The sequence below is a fragment of the Kitasatospora sp. NPDC033851 genome, assembly GCF_055576085.1.
In genome coordinates, this window is record NZ_JBVIRL010000015.1 from 186351 (window position 1) to 205997 (window position 19647).

Genomic DNA, 19647 nt, shown 5'->3' on the forward strand with positions numbered 1-19647 from the left:
ACCCCTTTTCGTCATGACGACGATATTGGGCACCCCCGGTTTTCGTCAAGGTGACGACAAGACCAGCTGCAGCAGCTCGCGCAAGGCCTCGCGCTGCCGCACGGTGAGCCGGTCCAGCGGTTGCGCCGCGAAGGGCATCCGGGCGCGCAGGTCGGCGGCGACGGTGCGGCCGGCCGCGGTGGCGGCGACGAGTTTGACGCGGCGGTCGGTCTCGTCGAGGCTGCGCTCGACCAGGCCGCGCGACTCCAGCCGGTCGACGATCACGGTCACGTTGGACGGCTCCGCGTGCAGCCGCTCGGCGATGCGGCGCGTCGGGACTGGGCTCTCGGCCGCGAGCAGCGCCTTGGCCTGCAGTGGGGTCAGGTCGTGGGCCGCGGCGGCGGCCTCGGACTCCTGGGTGTAGCGACGGTTGACGGCCGCGAAGAGGCCGACGACCTCCCTGGTGAGCTCATCCGATGAGTCGGGCATGGGGTCCAGCGTAGCCAGGTGCTTGACAGGGTTGAATGTCACCTCACATAGTTATGATTCATATTGGTTATGAACCATAAGCATATGAGAGGCCTCACGATGAGCACCAAGACCGTCCTGATCACCGGCACCTCCTCCGGCATCGGCCTGGCCACCGCCGTCACCGCCGCCCGCGCCGGCTGGCACGTCATCGCCACGATGCGCGACACCGCCAAGGCCGGCGCACTGCTCGCCGCAGCCGAGGAAGCCGCCGTCACCGTCGACGTCCGGGCCCTGGACGTGACCGACCCCGCCTCCGTCGCGGCCTGCCTGGCCGGCCTCGACCGGCTGGACGCGCTGGTCAACAACGCCGGCGCGGGCCACGTCGGCACCCTCGAACAGGAGAGCGTCGAGGACGTGCGCGCCGTCATGGAGGTCAACTTCTTCGGCGTCCTGCACGTCACGAAGGCCGCCCTGCCCCTGCTGCGGGCGAGCCGCGGCCGCGTGCTGACCGTGACCAGCGTCGGCGGCGTCATCGGCCAGCCCTTCAACGAGGCCTACTGCGCCGCCAAGTTCGCCGTCGAAGGCTTCATGGAGTCCCTCGCGCCGGTCGCGGCCACCACCGGCGTGACCGTCGGCGTGATCGAACCGGGAGCGGTGGCCAGCGAGTTCGTCGCCAACGTCGGCCTCACCGCCGACGCCCCGCAACAGGCCGGACCGTACGCCCCGGCCCTGTCCGCCTACCTGGACCGCACCCGCGACGCCTTCGCCAACGCCCAGACCTCCCAGGACGTGGCCGCGCGCATCGTCGACCAGCTCACGGCCGAACGGCCCGCCTTCCGGCTGCTCACCTCCGACGCCGCGCGCGCCTTCGCCGGGACCAAGCTGGGGGACCTCGACGGATCGGCCGTCCAGGCCCTCACCGCCACCTGGGTCGCCCGGTAACGCGCACCCGACGCGCTGCGCGAGGTGCCCGGCCGGGAGGCCGTCGGTCCACTAGGCTCACCGCCAGCCGCCTGACCAGCGGGAACGGCGAAACCGTCGGCGCTGTCCGTGGCGGCAGTCCCAGGAAACCGCGTCGAGAGGCAGTGCGTTGAAGGCAACCGAGATCGTCCCTGGTTCCCCGTGCTGGGCACAGTTGAGCGCCCGCGACCTCCCCGCAGCCGAGCAGTTCTACGGCGAACTGTTCGGCTGGACCGCCCAGGCCGACCCGGACCCGCAGTACGGCGGCTACACGACCTTCTCCCACGACGGCGCGCCCGCCGCGGCCGTGGCCCCGCTGATGAACCCCCAGCAGCCGGTGATGTGGCTGCTGTCCTTCGCCGCCGACAACGTCGACGACACCTGCGAGTCCGCCAAGAAGGCGGGCGCCCAGGTGTGGATGGGCCCGATGGAGGTCGGCGACCTCGGCCGCTGGGCCCTGCTCAGCGACCCGACCGGCGCGCCGTTCGCCGTCTGGCAGACCCGGAGGTTCGCCGGCTTCGGCGTGGTGGACGAGCCGAACGCCTTCGGCTGGGCCGACCTGTCGACCCGGGACAAGGACACCGCGCTCACCTTCTACAAGGACCTCTTCGGCTGGCAGGTCTGGCCGCACGACACCTACCCGATGGTCGGCCTGGCCGACCGGATGTTCGGCGGCGTCATGGCCATGGACGCCTCCATCCCGCCCGAGGTCCCGTCTCACTGGAACCCGTTCTTCGCGGTCGCCGACGTCGACGCGTCCGCGGCGACCGCGACCCGCCTCGGCGCCGAGGTCCTGCACGGGCCCGTCGACGTGGAGATGGACAACGGCCCGCGGCTCGCGGTGATCCGCGACCCGCAGGGCGCCACCTTCGGCGTCTTCGCCCCGCGCGCCGACAGCTGACCCCGCGCCGGCCGGCCCGCTTCCGGCCGGTTCCCGCCCCGGGCCCGACCCTGGCATGTTCGCGCCCGGAAAATAGCAGGTCACAGGCCTGTTCAGAGATCCCGGCCGGGTCTAGCATTCCCGTCACAGCAGCCCCACCACCCCCTCGCCGGGCTGCTGAGCACACCGGCCACGCCCCCACGTCGGCCGGTACCTCCCACGGCCGGGACCTCGGGACGCCCCCGCCCCCCGAAGTCCCGGCCGCCCCCGACGGACGGCCGGCAGCCGCGCGAACCCGGCCCCGAACCCGGCCCCGAACCCGATGTCAGAGCCCCCTCATAGGGTGGAAACAACGTCGGAGGGGCGCCGGAAAAGGCGTCGGAAGAGGCGTTGGAATCGGGGAGAGCCATGTCCGCGAACAGGATCAAGCACAAGGTCAACCACGTCTCGCTCGTGGTCGACAAGTCCGGTTCGATGCGCCAGCACCAGGCACAACTCGTCCGCGTGGTCGACGAGTTCGTGAAGGGCCTGCAGGAGGAGTCCGACCGCCTCGGCCACGAGACCCGCATCAGCCTCTACGCCTTCGACCACGAGGTGCAGAACCTGGTCTGGGACATGGACGTCAAGCACCTGCCGTCCCTGCGAGGCCTCTACCAGGTCGACAACGGGGCGACGGCGCTGATCGAAGCAGGCGTGAAGTCCATCGACGACCTGAAGAACATCTGGGAAGGCTACGGCGAACACTCCTTCCTCCAAGTGGTCGTCACCGACGGCGAGGAGAACGCCTCCGGCTACTCCCAGACCGGCCAGATGCACACCCGCGTGCCCGCCGGAAAGGGCAAGACCGTCCTGCGCACCTGGATCGACCGCATCCACGGCGCCATGGACGACCTCCCCGACCACTGGACCTCCGCCATCCTGGTCCCGAACTCCCTGGCCAAGCGCACCGCCCAGGAGTACGGCTTCCCGGCGGGCAACATCGCGATCTGGGACGCGGACTCCAGCAAGGGCGTCGAGGAGGCCATCGGCACCGTCAAGACGGCCGCCACGAGCTTCCTGCGGGGCCGCGAACAGGGCGTACGCGGCACCAGGAACCTGTTCGCCATGGGCCAGGACCTGAACACCGCCGAGGTGAAGGCCAATCTCGACGCCCTGGACACCGGCAAGTACATCCTGATCCCGGTCGACGAGCAGACACCCATCCGCGATTTCGTCACCCGCGCCGGCCACGCGTACACCTCCGGCTGCGCCTTCTACGAGCTGTCCAAGCGGGAGAAGATCCAGGGCGGCAAGCAGCTCGCCGTGGCGGAGAAGGACCCGGCCACCGGCCGGATGACGGGCCGGGTGTTCTCGGGCCCGGCGGCCCGCCGCCTCCTCGGCCTGCCGGAGTCGGAAGCCACGGTGAAGCCGGGCGACAACCCGGCGTACACCGTGTTCGTCCAATCGACCTCCGTCAACCGGAAGTTGGTGCCGAACACCAAGCTGCTCGTCATCCTGTAGCGGCAGCCGTCACCGCGGCCAGGCCGTCATCGCGGGGCAGGCGTCCGGGCGTCCGGGTACTCGTCGTCCTCGGGCCGCGGCGCCGTCAAAGCAGGACCGCTCCCACGACGGCCGCCGCCGCGACGACGAGAAGGGCCACGACGTTGACCGCGGTGTCCGTTCCCACGGAGCGGAGTTCGCCCGCGCGGTCCAGCGTGAACACGGCCGGGTCGTCCGGTGCGTAGTGGACCGTGACCTCCCGGCCGTACGCGCCCGCCGGGTCCGGCACCCCCGACGCGCAGTGGGCGGTGACGGCCGCACCGCCGCGGGCGGTGAACGCCACGACCGGCGTGATGCTGGTGGAGGTGCCGCCCTCCGCGTCGGTGCTGACATCCCTGAGCACCGCCACGACACGGCCCTGGGCGGCGACCATGGCGGCCAGCTTCTCGCGACGGCGGCGCGTGTCGCGGATGTTCCCGGGCAGCCGACAGGCACCGAAGACGGCCCACGGCCCGCCGACGCCGATCAGCGCCCAGGGCCAGCCCCAGTCGACCGCGGCGACGACCACCGCCCCGACGTAGATCAGAAACACCGCGAAGTTCGGCCAGCCCAGCGGGCCCCGGCCGCCCGCTCCTCCCACTCGGGTGTCGGCCGCGTCACGATCCGCACCCGCAACGGCCGGTCCGGCGGGTACCGGACCACCAGGACGCCGCGCGGCCGGTAGTCGGGCAGCTCGGAGAGGTGGATGTCCTGCGTGATCCCGACGCGGTACGCGGGCGCGTCCTGCGGTGCGACGGTGAGATCGAACCGCACCGGCACATCGCTCACCTCGCCCGGGACGGCCTCCATGCTCTCGATCACCGCGAGCGCCGTGCGGGGCGCGACGGCCGCCTCCCGGGCACGCCGCGGCGCACCGGCGAGCAGGAGGAGCAGGCCGTAGGCCGTGGGCAGGGCCAGGGCCGTGACGAGCAGCGGGGGGTGCTCGAGGACGCAGCCGACGACGAAGGCGGCGAGCGACACCCCGATCACACCGCCCGTCAGGAACCCCCGGGCGAGGCCGACGGCAGTGTCGTGCGCGGGCGGCGCGTCCGTGGCGGTCGTCATACGGTGATTGTGGCGGTCCCGGGCGGCGGTCGAAAGACGTCGCCGTGTGGCAGGCCTGCTCGGCCGCGGCTGTCGCAGGTTCGTACTACGGTCCTGCCATGGCAGCCGGAATCGATCTGACCCTTGACTGCGCGGACGCGAAACTCCTCGCCGAGTTCTGGAAGACGGCCCTGGGGTACGTGGACGAGCCGCCGCCCGCCCCGTTCCGGACCCGTGAGGAGTGGCTCGCGCAGTTCGACCTCCCGGAGGGCGACGGCGCGGACGACGGCGCCTGGCTCTGCGACCCCGACGGGGCCGGGCCCCGGCTCTGCCTCCTCAGGGTCCCCGAGCCGAAGCGCGCGAAGAACCGGCTCCACATCGACATCCGGGTGCCGGGCCACGGCAGCCCGGGGGAGCGGTGGGCGCGGATCGGGGCGGAGTCCGAGCGGCTGGTGGAAGCGGGCGGGAGTGTCCTGGAGGAGTTCGAGGGGCACCACATCGTGATGGCCGACCCGGAGGGCAACGAGTTCTGCGTCGCCGCCGCGCCAGCCCGGGGCTGACCGGCCGAACCTCGCTCGCCGCACCGCCCGCCGCACCCCCCGCCGCCCCGGATCCCGCGCGTGCCCCTGCGGGCGCCGTCGGCCGGTCGTGTGAAACCCGGGCGGTCGGCGGATGCGGCTCGTTGAGCAGTCATGGCACACGAGACGGACCACGGCGACGGCGACGGTGACGGTGCGGCCCGGGAACCGGTGGTGTGGGCGCTGGTCGTCCGCGAGGCGGCGCAGGGTCCGCCGGTCGCGGAACTGATCGTGGAGGTCGGCGCGGCCCTTCACACCGACCTGGTGGAGGCCGCGGTCGACAGCGGCTTCGTGGTCGCCGCCGGTGAGCCCCCGCCGACGAGCGGCGCCGTCGAGGTCGCCGACGGCCGGGTGGAACGGCTCCTGCTGGTCGGCGGCCGCCAGGGGTGGGAGCCGGGCTCACGGGTCGAGGCGTCGCCCGGCTGGCTGGCGGCGGCCCGGGAGCGGGGCGAAGCCGTGGTGGTCATCGTGCCGCCGCGGACCGGGCCGGCCGGACCGCCCGGGCAAGAACCCGAGGCGCGGATCGACGCGTTCACCCGGTGGCTCGAGGAGCAGCGGGCGGCGGGCCGGGTCCTGCACGGCACGGTATCGGTGCGAGGCGGGCCGTGAACCCAGGGCCGTGAACCCCGTGCAGTGAACCCAGGGCCGTGACGCCGTGGCGCGGGCGGCCGACGGGACCGCGCGACGGCAGCAGCGGGAGCCGACCCTCGGGGGGTCACCCGGCGTGTTCGGCGCACAGGCAGCCGACGCCCTTCTCGATCCACTCCTGTCCGGCCCACTGCGGGTGGCGTTCGATCAACAGCGCCCGGACCTCGGCCGTGATCGCGCGTTCGTCCATCGCCGAGTCGCGCCGCCGCCAGGTCTCGTCGCGCAGCTCGCGCAGGTAGTCGCGGACGTCGGCGAGCACCTGCGGGCCGCCGACGCCGCCGTGACCGGGAACCACCACCCGGTGCCGGCCGGCGGCCAGCCGCTCCAGCACCGCCAGCCAGCCGACCCCGGAGACGTCGGTGTCGTGCGGCGGGAACCAGGGGAAGATCGCGAACTGTCCGGTCTCGGCCAGATCCCCGGTGAACAACACACCGGCGTCGGGTACTTCGACCACCTGGTCGCCCTTGGTGTGGCCCCGGCCGGTGGGCCGCAGCCGCACGGTGCGGCCGCCGAGGTCCAGGTCGTACCCGCCGTCGTAGACCGCGTCGGGGGCAGGCACGCGGACGCCGGCGTCGAGGCGGTCGGCCACCGGCCCGCCGAAGCCGCGGAACATCTCCAGGTAGCCCGGCCCCTTCGTCCGCAGGTCGTCCGCCTGGGCGCGGTTGGCGAGGTAGGTGGCCTGACCGTCGAACACGTGCGCGCCGAGGGCGTGTTCGGGGTGGAAGTGCGTCGTGGTCAGGTACAGCCGGCGCCCCCCGGCCACCTCGGACGCCAGGGCGAGGACCTGCTCGGCGTTGGCGGTGCCCAGGCCCGTGTCGACGACGAGGACGGCCCGCGTGCCGCCGATGATGCCGATGTTGGGGACCAGCGGGATCCCGCGGTTCGGGATCGCCAGCAGGTCGGGGGCGATCTCCAGGGCACCGGAGACGTGTACGGCGGGGTCGGGAAGCAGTGTGTCGGTCATGCTTCGATTCCACCGCCCCGGCGGCCCGGCCGTCCAAGACCGGTTCGGAAACCCCCGATACCGAACGGGTATCGTCGCAGCATGGAGCTGCGGACACTGCGCTACTTCGTCGCGGTCGCCGAGGAACTCCACTTCGGCCGTGCCGCCACCCGGTTGCACATGAGCCAGCCACCGCTGAGCCGGGCGATCAGACAGCTGGAGACGAGCCTCGGCGCCACCCTGCTGCACCGCCGCGCCGCGGGTGTCACCCTCACCCCCGCCGGGGCGGTGCTGCTGGCCGAGGCCCGCGAGCTGCTCGACCGGGCCGACCGGGTACGCGCACGCGTGGCCGCGCAGGCCGGCCCCGCGGCCGTCACCGTCGGCCTCCTCGGGGACGGCACCGACCCGGGCGCCGCCCGGCTGGCCGCCGCCTACCGCGAGCACCACCCGGGCGTCGAGGTCCGCATCCGCGAGGCCGACCTGACCGATCCGACCTGCGGGCTGCGCGACGGACTGGTCGACATCGCCCTCACCCGGGCGCCGTTCGACGAGCGCGGCCTGACCGTGCGCGAGCTGCGCGCCGACCCGGTCGGTGTGGTGCTGCGCGCGGACGACCCGCTGGCCCGCCACGCGTCCCTGGAGCTGGCCAACCTGGCGGCCCGGCGCTGGTTCCGGTTCCCGGACGGCACGGACCCGTTGTGGCAGTCGTACTGGAACTGCGGTGAGCCGCGTGAGGGGCCGGTGGTGCGGGCCGTCCAGGAATGCCGGCAGGCCGTGCTCTGGAACGGCACGGTCGGCATGGCCCCTCTCGGACACGGGGTGCCCGAGGGGCTGGCCGTGGTGCCGCTGGCCGGCGTGGCGCCGAGCCGGGTGGTGGCGGTGTGGAACGAGGGCGACACGAACCCGCTGATCCCCTCGTTCGTCCGCATCGCGGCGGCCGCCTACCGCCGCTGAACCCCTCCCGGCCCGCCCCTGCCCGCCGCTTGCTCCCTGCTGGCCGCCGCCTGCTCCCCTTCCCCTTCCCCTTCCCCTTCCCCTTCCGGTCCCGGTCTCCGTTCGGTCAGGCGCCGAAGACGGCCGCGGGGTCGCCGGTGTACCAGGTGTTGTCGATGCGCATCCGCCGGATGAGCCAGCGGCCGCCGTCGCGCACGAGGTCGAGGGTGTAGGGGTTCTTGAGCAGGGCGTGGGTGTCCGGGTCGGCGGTGAGCAGGTGCTGGGCCTCGACCAGGGCGGTGAGGCGGGCGGTGTCCCCGTCGATGTCGATGCGCGGGTTGGTGACCTGGTGGGTGGTGTCCACCCGTCCGGTGAACATGGCCAGGATGGTGTCGACGATGAAGTCCCGACCGGTCATCAGGGGCGGCTCGCCGCCCCAGCGGGCGGCGGCGGGGCGGAAGTCGAGTTCCGCGTCGGCGGTGAAGGCCGAGGCGAAGAGTTCGCGGTCCTTCAGGTCCTGGCCGAGGGCGAACCGGTAGAGGGCGTCGGTGATTTCGGCGCGGTCGCGCAGTTCGGCGACGACCGAGGCGGTGTCGTCGGGCTTCGCGGTCAGGGCCTGCAGCGGGTTGGTGGTCATGGTGTCCTCCGTCGGGTGGGAGAGGCCGGTTTCGACGTGATCCACTCTGCCGCCGTGATCGTTGGCGAACAACGGCGCTCTGCGCAATGATCGTGAACTCGGGCTTAACGACGGGGTGGCGTGTGATCGAGCGGTACGAAGTGGAGTCGTTTCTGACGCTCGCGGAGGAGCTGCATTTCGGGCGTACCGCCGAGAGACTGCGGGTATCCACCGCGCGGGTCAGCCAGACGATCCGCAAGCTGGAGCGGCGGGTGGGGGCGGCGCTGTTCGAGCGCACCAGCCGCCGGGTCGAACTCACGCCGCTCGGGCGCAGGTTGGCCGACGATCTGGGGCCCGCCTGGGCGGCCGTCGGGGCGGCGCTGCAGGGAGCCGTCGACGCCGGGCGGGGCCTGTCGGGCAGCCTGCGGGTCGCCTACGTCGGTGCCGCCGCCGGGCAACTCCTCATCGGGGTGGCCGAGTTGTTCCGGGAACGGGCCCCCGACTGCGAGGTACACCTGCGGGAGGCCCGGATGACGGAGACGATCCGCTGGCTGCGTGGCGGCGACGTCGACCTGTGCCTGGGGCCCTTCCCGGTGCACGAGCCCGGCATCGGCTGCGGCCCGGTCCTGGTGCGCGAGGCCCGTATGCTCGCCGTCCCCGTCGGACACCGTTTCGACCGTCCGGGCGGCGTCTCGGTCGGGGACCTGGCGCAGGAGCCGGTGGTGCGGCTGCTGCCGGACGCCGTCGCCGTGCCGCCGCAGCGCCCGGACCGGGCACCCGCCGCGCCCGGCCCGGTGGCCGAGACCGTCCAGGAGGCACTCATGTTCGTCGGGGCCGGGCAGGGGGTCCTGCCCGTCGGCGCCCACGCCCGGCGCTACTACCCGCGCCCCGACGTCGCCTACGTCCCCCTCGACGGCGCGCCGCCGCTCGAGTGGGGCCTGATCTGGCCCGACGGCCACGCCACCGCCCGCGTCCGGGCGTTCGCCGAGGCCGCGGCCGACCTGGCCGGCGACCGGCGGTGAGCGAAAGCGAATACCGCCTATCCGCCCAATCCTTGATCTAACGGACTGCCGGAGTAATTGCCATACTCTATTGCCGCGAACCGATGCGACCCATGCTGTTGGAGTGGAACGCATGGGGGGTGGTTTTCTCCGACAGCGGTGGTCCCGGAGTCCGCACGCGACCGGTGCTCGTCGGTCATCGGGTGCGGGGTCGGTCCGGTTGCCTTGATGGTGCCGAGGTGGCAACCAGCCGTTTCCGGGCCGCATTCGAAGGAGAACTCGGCTGCGAGGCTCCGAACGCATTTTGTCTTCGCGACCTCCCGCAGCACTAACCGTGCCCGCAGCACTCACCATGCCCGTCACCCCGCGTCCACGGCCGCGACGCCCGACATGACGGCCGCAGGGGCACGACCAGCAGCAGATCAACCCGTATCCCGCCGAACCGGAGGAACCCATGGACGGCGACACCCAGTCCTATGTGGTCGTGCTCAACGACGAGGAGCAGTACTCGATCTGGCCCGCCGACCGCGACCTGCCTCTCGGCTGGCGCGGTGACGGCGTCAGCGGTTCCAAGGCGGAATGCCTGGCCCACATCGGCGAGGTCTGGACGGACATGCGCCCGCTGAGTTTGCGCCAGGCCGTGAAGCACGCCGGTTTAGCCGCCCACTCTCAGCAGTGAAGGATACGTGCGAGATGGTGCTCAATGAATTTCACGCCCGGGTGGCCGAGGCACCGGACACGGTCGCGGTGCAGGACGGCGACCTGAGGCTGACCTACCGCAGCCTTGCCGCGCACGCGTCCGCTCTGGCGATCAAGCTCACCGAGCGGGGGGTGGGCCAGGACAGCGTCGTGGCCGTCTACGCCAACCGGTCAGCGGAATTGGTGGTCGCCGAGCTGGCCGCCCTGCTGGCGGGCGCGGCCTACCTGCCGCTGGACCCGGCCCACCCGGCCGAGCGGATCCGCCAACTGCTGGAAGTCTCCGGCGCCGCCGCGGTCCTCAGCACCGCGCCGCTGGTGTCCGGTGGGGCACCGCTCGGCGACGACGTCCTGGTGGTCGATCTGACCGAGGAACCGTCCGACGCGACCATCCTGGCACCGCCCCCACTGAACGGCGCCGAACTGGCGTACGTGATCTACACGTCGGGTTCCACCGGCCGGCCGAAGGGCGTCGCGGTGACCCACGCGAGCCTGGCCAACCTGATGCACTGGCACCACAAGACCTACCGGACCCGGCGGGAGGACCGGTCGACCCTGCTGGCCAGTCCCGGATTCGACGTGTCCGTCCAGGACATCTGGTTCACCCTGACCGCCGGCGCCACGCTGGTGGTGCCGCCCGCCGAGGTGCGCACCTCGCCCCCCGCGCTCGCCGCCTGGCTGGCCGACGAGCAGATCACCGTGACCTTCCTGCCCACACCGCTGGCCGAGGCCGTCCTCGACGAGACCTGGCCGGCGCACACGGTGCTCCGCTTCCTGCACACCGGCGGCTCGGCGATGCAGCGCGGTGTGCCGGACGGGTTGCCGTTCACCGTGATCAACCTCTACGGGCCGACCGAGGGCACGGTGAAGGTGACGGCCGGCGAGGTGCTGGCGGGAGGACCCGTGCCGCCGCCGATCGGGGTGCCCGTCGACGGCGTGCGCTGCTACGTGCTCGACGGGCTCGACCCGGTGCCCGACGGCGAAGCCGGCGAGCTGTGCCTGGCCGGCGCGTGCGTGGCCCGCGGATACCTGGACGACCCGGCGAGCACGGCCGCGGCGTTCGTGCCGGACATCGGCGCCCCCGGGCAGCGGATGTACCGGACCGGCGACAAGGTCCGCCGCGGGCCGGACGGGGTCTTCGAGTACATCGGCCGCTACGACGACCAGGCCAAGATCCGCGGGTTCCGGATCGAACCCGGCGAGGTGGCCACGGTCCTCAAGCAGCACCCCGGCGTCCGGGACGCCTTCGTGGCGGTCGAACACTCCGGCCGCCCGGACGCGCGCCTGGTCGGCTACGTGGTCACCGACGTCCCCACGGCCGAGCTGGTCGACTTCGTCGCCGCCCGGCTGCCCGCCTACATGGTGCCGGCGGCGGTCGTCGTGCTGCCCGCGCTGCCGCTGACCCCCAACGGCAAGGTCGACCGCGCCGCGCTGCCCGCCCCCGACCGGACCGCGGCCGGCCTGGCCGACGTCGCCGCGCCGCCCCGCACCCCGACCGAGGTGGCCCTGGCGGCAATCGTGTCCAGGCTGCTCGGCGGCACCGAGGTCGGCGCCCACGACGACTTCTTCGCACTCGGCGGCAACTCGCTGCTCGTCGCCGGCCTGGCCGGCCGCATCGCGGCGGAACTGCACACCGTGGTGAGCATGCCCGACCTGTTCGACGCGCCCACCGTCGCCGCCCTCGCCGCGATCATCGACCAGCGGGCCGCCGTGGCCGGAGACGACGGCCGGGCACCCGCCGCCCACGTGATCGCCCCGACCGCGCCGCCGGTGCGCCGAGCCGACCGGGACCGGCCGATCCCGCTGTCCCTGCCACAGGAACGGGTCTTCTTCTTCGAACAGCTGTCGCCCGGCAACCTGGCCTACAACTTCCAGGCCACGGTCTCCTTGCAGGGCGAGGTGGACGTCGACGCCATGCGCGCGACACTGGACGAGATCGTCCGCCGGCACGAGGTCCTGCGGACCGCCTTCGTCGCCGTCGAAGGAGTCGGCTACCAGCGTCCGCTGGCGCAGGCCAAGGCCTCGCTGAAGGTGATCGACGTCCCCGCCGAGCAGGCCGACGAGGTGGTCGCCGCACAGCTTCGCGAGCCGTTCGACCTGACCAAGCCGCCGCTGGCCCGCTGGGTCCTGCTGCGACACGGGAACGGCCAGAACACCTTCCTCCACGTGGAACACCACTTCGTCCACGACGGCTGGTCGCTCTCGGTGTTCCTGTCCGAGTTCCGCGCCATCTACCCGGCCTTCGCCGCCGGAAAGCCCTCACCGCTGCCCGAACTGCCCGTCCAGTACGCGGACTACGCGATCTGGCAGCGGGACTGGATGCGCGGCGACGTGCTGCGCGCCCACGTCGACCACTGGACCGCCCGACTGGCCGGCGCCCCGCACATCCTGGAGCTGCCCGCCGACCGGCCCCGCCCGCCGGTGATGACCTTCCGCGGCCGGGCACCGCGCATCCTGATCCCCGCCGAACTGGCCCGGGAACTGCGGGCCTTCAGCCGCGAGAACCGGGTGTCGCTGTTCTCCACCATGTACGCGGGCTTCGCGGCCCTGCTGTACCGCTACACCGGCCAGCAGGACATGCTCGTCGGCACCGGCGCGGCGAACCGCAACATCCCCGAGCTGGAGCCGCTGCTCGGCATGCTCGTCAACACCCTGGTCCTGCGCACCAAGGTGTCGGCCGACCAGCCGTTCAGCCGGCTGCTGGCGCAGGTGCGCCAGAGCGTCGCCGAGACGCTGGCCTGGTCGGACACCCCGGTCGACTCGGTGATCGACGCCATCGACCCGGCCCGTGACCCCTCACGCACCCCGCTGTTCCAGGTCATGTTCAGCTTCCACGACTCCGCGGTGCCCGACGTCGACTTCGGCGGGCTCACCGGCAAGGTCACCGAACGCTCGAACCGCACGGCCAAGGCCGACCTCAACGTGATCGTGATCCCGCGGGCCGAGCAGCGCCTCGGCCGGGAGGCCCGGCCCGAGGACGACGACCTCTACATGATCTGGGAGCACTCGTCCGACCTGTTCGACGAGGCCACCATGGAGCGGATGGTCACGCACTACCTGACCCTGCTCGCCGACGCGATGGCCGCGCCCGACACCCGCGTGGGAGCGCTGCGCCTGCTCCCGGACGCGGAGGCGGACCAGCTCGACCGCTGGTCCCGCGGGCCCGCCGCGGCCGACACCCAGCCGGTGACCGAACTGATCGCACGGCAGGCCCGGACCCGACCGGACGCCGTCGCGGTGCGCTGGCCGGACGGACAGCTCAGCTACGGAGAGCTCTGGCGGCGCGCCGGCGGGCTGGCCCACCGGCTCCGCGAGTCCGGCATCACCGCCGAGGAACCGGTCGCCGTGTACGCCGACCGTTCCGTCGAACTGGTGGTCGGCGAACTCGCGGTGCTCATGGCCGGCGGCTGCTACCTGCCCGTGGACCCGAGCTACCCGGCCGAGCGAACCGCCTACATCCTGCAGGACGCCGGCGTCCGCAAGGTCCTCGTCACCCCCCGGACGCTGCCGCAGCTGCCGACGTCCACGGAGAGCCTCCACGTCTTCGACCTGGAATCCGACGCCACGGACGAGTCGGTCCACGCCGACCAGGTCACCCCGCAGCGGCTGGCGTACCTCATCTACACGTCGGGATCGACCGGCCGGCCCAAGGGCGTGGCACTGGCGCACCGGGGACTCGCGAACCTGGTCGCCTGGCACCTGGCCGCGTACGCGCTCGGCCCGCAGGACCGGACCACGCTGTTCGCCAGTCCCGGGTTCGACGCGTCGACCTGGGAGATCTGGCCAACCCTCGCCGCCGGCGCCACCCTGAGCGTCGTCCCGCCGCAATTCCGGGCCGCACCGGCGGAACTGGTGCGCTGGCTCAGCGGCGAGCGCATCACCGCGGCATTCCTGCCGACCCCCGTCGCCGCGGCCGTACTGGCCGAGCCGTGGCCGGCCGACACCGCACTGCGCGCGCTGCTGACCGGCGGCGACGTGCTGCCGGCAGCGCCCGCCACCGGGCTGCCGTTCCGGCTGTACAACCACTACGGACCGACCGAGAACACCGTGGTGGCCACGGCCGGCCTCGTAGCGCCGGACCCGGCAGCACTGCGCCCGCCCATCGGCAGGCCGATCAGCGGCATCGACGCCCACGTGCTGGACGCCGAAGGACAGCCCGTGCCCACCGGTGTCCGCGGCGAGCTGTACCTCGGCGGTCCGGCGGTGGCCCGCGGCTACGTCAACCGCTCGGCGCTCACCGCCGAGAGCTTCCCCGCCGACCCGTTCACCGACCGACCCGGCGCACGCCTCTACCGCACCGGCGACCTGGCCCGCTGGCGTCCCGACGGGCAGCTGGAATTCCTCGGCCGCGCGGACGAACAGGTGAAGATCCGCGGCTTCCGGATCGAGCCCGAAGAGGTCGCGGCAACGCTCAGGGAACACCCGGACGTGCGGGACGCCGTCGTCGTCGCCCGCGCGGCGGGGGCCGAGGTCTCACTCGTGGCGTACGCCTGCGGCGACGGCCTGAGCGAAACCGCCCCCGACGAGAAGCTGCTGGCGTTCCTGCGGGACCGGCTGCCCGCCTACATGGTGCCGGACGCGGTCATGGTGCTTCCCGCCCTGCCGCTCACCGAACACGGCAAGGTGGACCATGACGCGCTGGCCGCTCTGGCACCCAGCACCCCGGCCGAACCCGAGGCGGAGCAGGCACCGCGCACACCGACGGAACAACGCGTCGCGCAACTCGCGTCAGCGTTGCTCCAGGACCAGCCGGTGGGGCGCGCGGACGACTTCTTCCGCATCGGCGGCCATTCCCTGCTCGCGGCCCGCCTGGTGGCCCAGGTGAACGACGCCTTCGGCGTCCAGGTGCCGATCGCCACGTTCCTCCAGCGACCCACCGTGGCGAGCCTGGCGGACGCCGTGACCGCCGCGACGGCAGGACCGGAATCAGGCCCCGCACCGATCAGGCCGCGCAACCGCCGCGCGGCGCAGGAACCCGAGGTGCAGCAGTGAGCGGAGCCATCGAAGAGGACGGCCCGGCTCCGCTGTCGTACGCGCAACGGCGACTGTGGTTCCTCGACCAGCTGCAGCCGGGCAGCGCGATCTACAACGTCCCGCTCGGCTACGACATCACCGGCCCACTGCACCACACGGCCCTCGAACAGGCGCTGACCGAAGTCGTGCGACGCCACGAGATCCTGCGAACCGCCTTCCGCTCGACCGGCGGGACACCCCACCAGGTGGTCCTGCCACCCGCCCCCGTGCCCCTGCCCGTCGTCGACCTCACCGCACCCGGCCGCACCGCGGACGAGGTGGCACGGCTCGCGGACGAGGAAGCCGGCACCCCGTTCGACCTGGTGGCCGGCCGGGTCATCCGGGCCCGCCTGCTGCGCCTGGGCGAACAGCAGCACCGGCTGCTGCTCACCGTGCACCACCTCGCCTGTGACGGCGCGTCGGTCGGCACGCTCGGCAGGGAACTCGAAGTCCAGTACCTGGCCGCCCTGAACGGCCAGGAACGGCACGAGCCCGACCTGCCCCTGCAGTACGCCGACTTCGCCGAGTGGCAGCAGAACACACTGGCCGGGCCCGAGCTCGACCGGCTGCTGGCGTACTGGACGGACAAGCTGGCCGGCATGCCCGCCCAGCAACTGCCCACCGACCACGCCCGCCCGCCGGTACAGAGCCACCGCGGCGCCGCGCTCACGTTCGAGCTGCCCTCGGCATCGGTCCAGCGGCTCGAGGAACTGGGCAGAACGGAAGGCATCACGCTCTACAGCGTCCTGCTCGCCGCTTTCACGGTGCTGCTCCGGGCGCACGTCGACGGGGACGAAGTCGTGGTCGGCACCCCGGTCTCCGGCCGCGAACGGCCCGAACTGGCCGGTCTCATCGGATTCTTCACCAACACCCTGGTGCTCCGCTGCGACCTCGGGTCCGGCCCGACGTTCCGTGAGCTGATCCGGCGGCTGTGGGCGGAAGTCAAGGCAGCGCTGGCCCACCAGGACCTGCCGTTCGAGAAGCTCGTCGAAGAGCTGCACCCCGACCGTGACCTCGCCCAGAACCCGCTGTTCCAGGTGCTGTTCAGCTACCGCTACGAAGAGGAAGGAGCGGGGCTTCGCCTGGACGGCTGCCAGGTGCACCCGGTACTGGGCGACACCGGCGCGGCGCGCTTCGACCTCACGCTGAGCCTCACGCGAACCCCGGCCGGCGTGACCGGCCGGCTGGAGTACAGCACGGACCTGTTCGAGGACGCGACCGCCGAACGGATCGCCGAGCGATACGTCCAGGTCGTGACCGCCGCCGCGCACGCCCCGGACCGGCCCGTCGACGAACTGGCGGTGCTGCCGGCGGGCGAGCTCGCCACCTTGGCCCACTGGCAGGCCGGCACCCGGACCGGTACCGCAGACGTCCTGGTCCACCACGTGTGGGCGCAGCGGGTGGCCGCGACACCCGACGCGGTCGCCGTGGTCGCCGCCGACGCCACCCTGACCTACCGCGAACTCGACCGGCTCGCCGACCGGTTCGCCGGCCGGCTGCGCCGGCTCGGCGTGGCACCGGACGAGCCGGTCGGCGTCCACCTCGGCCGCACCTCCCTGCTGATGGTCACCCTGTTGGGGATCCTCAAGGCGGGTGCCGCGTATCTCCCGCTGGACCCCGGCTACCCGCGCGATCGGCTGGCGTTCATGGTCGGCGACGCTGGCGTGCGGCTGGTCGTGGCGGACTCCCGGTCCGCCGCGGCCGCCGGGCGGCTCGGCGCCGCCCAGGTCGTGGTGCCCGATCCGGCCGGGGCACCGGACGACCCGCCCGACGATCCGCCCGCGGTGCTCACCCCCGACAACCTGGCGTACGTGATCTACACGTCCGGATCCACCGGACAGCCGAAGGGGGTCATGGTCACCCACCGCAACGTGGCCAACCTCTTCGCCGGGATGAACGACGTCTTCGGCGCCGACGAGCCCAGCACCTGGCTCGCCGTGACGAGCGTCTCCTTCGACATCTCCGTGGTCGAGCTGCTGTGGGCGCTGACGCACGGCCACCGGGTCGTGCTGCGCGCCGAACCGCCCCTGCCGTCGGCCTCGGCCGCCGCGCAATCGGCCGCGGTGGCCCAGGCCCGCGCCCGCCCCATCGACTTCAGCCTGCTCTACTTCGGCAGCGACTCGCAAGCCGGCTCCGACGACCGCTACCGCCTCCTGCTCGACGGCGCGAAGTTCGCCGACCGCAACGGCTTCACGGCCGTGTGGACCCCCGAACGCCACTTCCACCGGTTCGGCGGGCTGTACCCGAACCCCTCGGTGACGGCGGCAGCCGTCGCCGCGATCACCGAACGGGTCCAGGTGCGCGCGGGCAGCGTGGTCCTGCCGTTGCACGACCCCTTGCGGGTGGCCGAGGAATGGTCCGTCGTGGACAACATCTCGGCCGGCCGGGTCGGCATCTCCCTCGCGTCCGGCTGGCACGCCAACGACTTCGCGTTCGCACCGGACCGGTACGACAAGCGCAAGCAGCTGATGATGGACGGCCTCGCGGAGGTCCGCAAGCTGTGGCGCGGCGAGAACGTGCCGCGGCGCAACGGCGTCGGCGCCGAAGTCGAGGTCGGGGTGTTCCCCCGGCCCGTCCAGCCGGAGCTGCCGGTGTGGCTGACCAGCGCCAAGCATCCGGAGACCTTCCGGATGGCCGGCGAGGCCGGCACCGGCGTGCTCACCCATCTCCTCGGACACAGCCTGGAGGAACTGGCCGAGAAGATCGCGCTGTACCGCAGGACCTGGCGCGAGCACGGGCACCCCGGGGACGGCCATGTGGCGGTCATGGTCCACACGTTCGTCGGTCCGGACCTCGACGAGGTGCGGGAACTGGTCCGGGAGCCGATGAGCCGGTACCTGGAGACCTCCTTCGACCTGATCGCCTCGCTCGGCGCCACCACCGGCAGCGCCCAGGACTTCAAGGCCCTGCCGCCCCGGGAACTGCGCGAGCTGGTCGACCGGGCGTTCGACCGGTTCTTCGCCACCGCCAGCCTGCTCGGCACACCGCAGGTCTGCGCCGACATGGTGGACCGGATGAAGGCCGCCGGCGTCGACGAGGTCGCCTGCCTGATCGACTTCGGCGTCGACGAGAAGGCGGCACTCGACGCCCTGACACACCTGACGACCGTCCGGGACATCAGCGACGAGCGCCGGGACGCCGCACTGGCGAAGGCCGAGGAACCGATCGCCGCACAACTGCGCGAGCACGCCGTGACGCACCTGCAGTGCACACCCTCACTGGCCCGCGCCCTGCTCGCGGACCAGGACGCTCGCGCCGAACTGCCCCGGCTCAGCCGGCTGCTGGTGGGCGGCGAAGCGCTCCCCGCCGACCTGGCCCGCGAGCTCGCCGACGCCGTCACCGGCACCGTGCACAACATGTACGGGCCGACCGAGGCCGCGGTCTGGGCCACGACGTCCCAGGCCCCGCCCGGCGGCGGCCCGGTGTCCATCGGGCGGCCACTGGCGAACGTCCGCGCCTACGTGGTCGACCGCGACATGCGGCTGTGCCCGACGGGCGTACCCGGAGAGCTGCTGCTCGGCGGGGGCGGCGTGGTCCGCGGCTACCTCAACCGTACCGAGGTGACCGCCGAACGCTTCCAGCCCGATCCGTTCGCCGGCCGGCCCGGCGCCCGGGTCTACCGAACGGGCGACCTCGCCCGCTGGACGCCCGGCGGCGCACTCGAGTTCCTCGGCCGGCTCGACGACCAGGTGAAGCTGCACGGCCACCGGATCGAACTCGGCGAGATCGAGACGGCACTCGCCGAACACGAAGGGGTCCGCTCGGCGGTCGCCGTCATCCGGGGCACCGGCGCGGAACAACGGATCATCGGCTACCACGTTCCGGCAACCGGCCGACCGACGACCGGCGCCGAACTGCGCGCCTTCCTCGCCACACGGTTGCCCACCTACATGGTGCCCAGCGCGTTCCACCCCATCGACGCGATGCCGCTGACCCCGAACGGAAAGGTCGACCGCAGGGCACTGCCCGACCTGTCGGACACGCGACCCGAGGGCACCACGGCGTACGCGCCGCCCACGAACGCGACCGAGCGGCTGGTCACCGACGTGTGGCGCGAGGTACTCGGCGTCGACCGGGTGGGCCTGGACGACAGCTTCTTCGACCTCGGCGGGAACTCGCTGCTCGTAGTGGTGGCCAGGGCCCGGCTGCTCGAACACCGGGACAGCGGGCTCTCGCTGGTCGACATGTTCCGGTACCCGTCCGCACGGGCCCTCGCCGAGGCCATCGACCACAAGCCGGCCGAAGGGCCCGACGAGGCGGTCGGCGCGGCCGCCGCCCGGGGAGCCGCCCGCCGCGTCGCCGGACACGCAGCACGGCGCGCCGGAAGGACGGGGGTGTGACAGTGCCAACGAACAATTCGACACGGC

Annotated in this window: 15 protein-coding genes; 10 read left to right on the top strand and 5 right to left on the bottom strand. The window is 72.7% G+C overall.

Annotated elements, in window-relative coordinates; genetic code table 11:
• Window positions 1-45: 45 nt before the first annotated feature.
• Window positions 46-468 carry a MarR family winged helix-turn-helix transcriptional regulator gene (locus tag ACZ51D_RS26825; RefSeq protein WP_360497353.1) on the bottom strand — a complete coding sequence of 141 codons (423 nt, stop codon included), beginning with the start codon at window positions 466-468 and terminating at the stop codon, window positions 46-48.
• Window positions 469-567: 99 nt separating this feature from the next.
• Here ACZ51D_RS26825 and ACZ51D_RS26830 point away from each other — a divergent pair, with 99 nt between their 5' ends.
• The 3 genes from ACZ51D_RS26830 to ACZ51D_RS26840 all read left to right on the top strand — a co-directional run bounded on the left by ACZ51D_RS26830 (window position 568) and on the right by ACZ51D_RS26840 (window position 3790).
• Window positions 568-1392, top strand: a complete 825-nt coding sequence (locus ACZ51D_RS26830) for an SDR family oxidoreductase (RefSeq protein WP_465615188.1) — start codon at window positions 568-570, stop codon at window positions 1390-1392.
• Between the two features lie 193 nt (window positions 1393-1585).
• Window positions 1586-2311 carry a VOC family protein gene (locus tag ACZ51D_RS26835; RefSeq protein WP_465615190.1) on the top strand — a complete coding sequence of 242 codons (726 nt, stop codon included), beginning with the start codon at window positions 1586-1588 and terminating at the stop codon, window positions 2309-2311.
• A 387-nt stretch (window positions 2312-2698) separates the two neighbouring features.
• Complete coding sequence (locus ACZ51D_RS26840) at window positions 2699-3790, top strand: VWA domain-containing protein (RefSeq protein ID WP_465615192.1); 1092 nt, start codon at window positions 2699-2701, stop codon at window positions 3788-3790.
• 85 nt (window positions 3791-3875) lie between these two features.
• On the opposite strand, the gene ACZ51D_RS26845 is transcribed toward ACZ51D_RS26840, so the two are convergent.
• Window positions 3876-4361 (bottom strand): DUF3592 domain-containing protein, encoded by a 486-nt coding sequence (locus tag ACZ51D_RS26845; RefSeq protein ID WP_465663729.1) that lies wholly within the window; start codon window positions 4359-4361, stop codon window positions 3876-3878.
• Window positions 4352-4873, bottom strand: a complete 522-nt coding sequence (locus ACZ51D_RS26850; RefSeq protein WP_465663730.1) for a hypothetical protein — start codon at window positions 4871-4873, stop codon at window positions 4352-4354. Before ACZ51D_RS26850 ends, ACZ51D_RS26845 begins: the two co-directional genes overlap by 10 nt.
• Window positions 4874-4971: 98 nt before the next feature.
• Between ACZ51D_RS26850 and ACZ51D_RS26855 the strand changes: the two genes are divergently transcribed.
• Together ACZ51D_RS26855 and ACZ51D_RS26860 are read left to right on the top strand one after the other, a co-directional pair.
• On the top strand, window positions 4972-5412 hold the full coding sequence (locus tag ACZ51D_RS26855) for a VOC family protein (RefSeq protein WP_360497336.1): 441 nt from the start codon (window positions 4972-4974) through the stop codon (window positions 5410-5412).
• 132 nt (window positions 5413-5544) lie between these two features.
• A complete protein-coding gene (locus tag ACZ51D_RS26860) occupies window positions 5545-6039 on the top strand; it encodes a hypothetical protein (RefSeq protein ID WP_465615198.1) in 495 nt (164 codons plus the stop codon).
• Window positions 6040-6145: 106 nt separating this feature from the next.
• Here ACZ51D_RS26860 and ACZ51D_RS26865 read toward each other — a convergent pair whose 3' ends face one another.
• Complete coding sequence (locus tag ACZ51D_RS26865; protein ID WP_465663731.1) at window positions 6146-7042, bottom strand: MBL fold metallo-hydrolase; 897 nt, start codon at window positions 7040-7042, stop codon at window positions 6146-6148.
• Window positions 7043-7123: 81 nt separating this feature from the next.
• On the opposite strand from ACZ51D_RS26865, the gene ACZ51D_RS26870 reads away from it, so the two are divergent.
• Window positions 7124-7975, top strand: a complete 852-nt coding sequence (locus ACZ51D_RS26870) for a LysR family transcriptional regulator (protein WP_465663732.1) — start codon at window positions 7124-7126, stop codon at window positions 7973-7975.
• Window positions 7976-8081: 106 nt separating this feature from the next.
• Here the strand turns inward: ACZ51D_RS26870 and ACZ51D_RS26875 are convergent, their stop codons facing one another.
• The gene (locus tag ACZ51D_RS26875) at window positions 8082-8591 is read right to left on the bottom strand and encodes a nuclear transport factor 2 family protein (RefSeq protein ID WP_465615204.1); all 510 of its coding nucleotides are present in this window, start codon (window positions 8589-8591) and stop codon (window positions 8082-8084) included.
• 140 nt (window positions 8592-8731) lie between these two features.
• On the opposite strand from ACZ51D_RS26875, the gene ACZ51D_RS26880 reads away from it, so the two are divergent.
• From ACZ51D_RS26880 to ACZ51D_RS26895, 4 genes are all read left to right on the top strand, one after another.
• Window positions 8732-9592: a LysR family transcriptional regulator gene (locus ACZ51D_RS26880; RefSeq protein ID WP_465663733.1), complete on the top strand. Its 861-nt coding sequence runs from the start codon at window positions 8732-8734 to the stop codon at window positions 9590-9592.
• 433 nt (window positions 9593-10025) lie between these two features.
• On the top strand, window positions 10026-10250 hold the full coding sequence (locus ACZ51D_RS26885) for an MbtH family protein (protein WP_360497320.1): 225 nt from the start codon (window positions 10026-10028) through the stop codon (window positions 10248-10250).
• Between the two features lie 14 nt (window positions 10251-10264).
• Window positions 10265-15259: an amino acid adenylation domain-containing protein gene (locus tag ACZ51D_RS26890; protein WP_465663734.1), complete on the top strand. Its 4995-nt coding sequence runs from the start codon at window positions 10265-10267 to the stop codon at window positions 15257-15259.
• Window positions 15256-19620 (top strand): MupA/Atu3671 family FMN-dependent luciferase-like monooxygenase, encoded by a 4365-nt coding sequence (locus ACZ51D_RS26895; protein WP_465663735.1) that lies wholly within the window; start codon window positions 15256-15258, stop codon window positions 19618-19620. The genes ACZ51D_RS26890 and ACZ51D_RS26895 overlap by 4 nt, the downstream gene beginning before the upstream one ends.
• The last annotated feature ends 27 nt before the right edge of the window (window positions 19621-19647 follow it).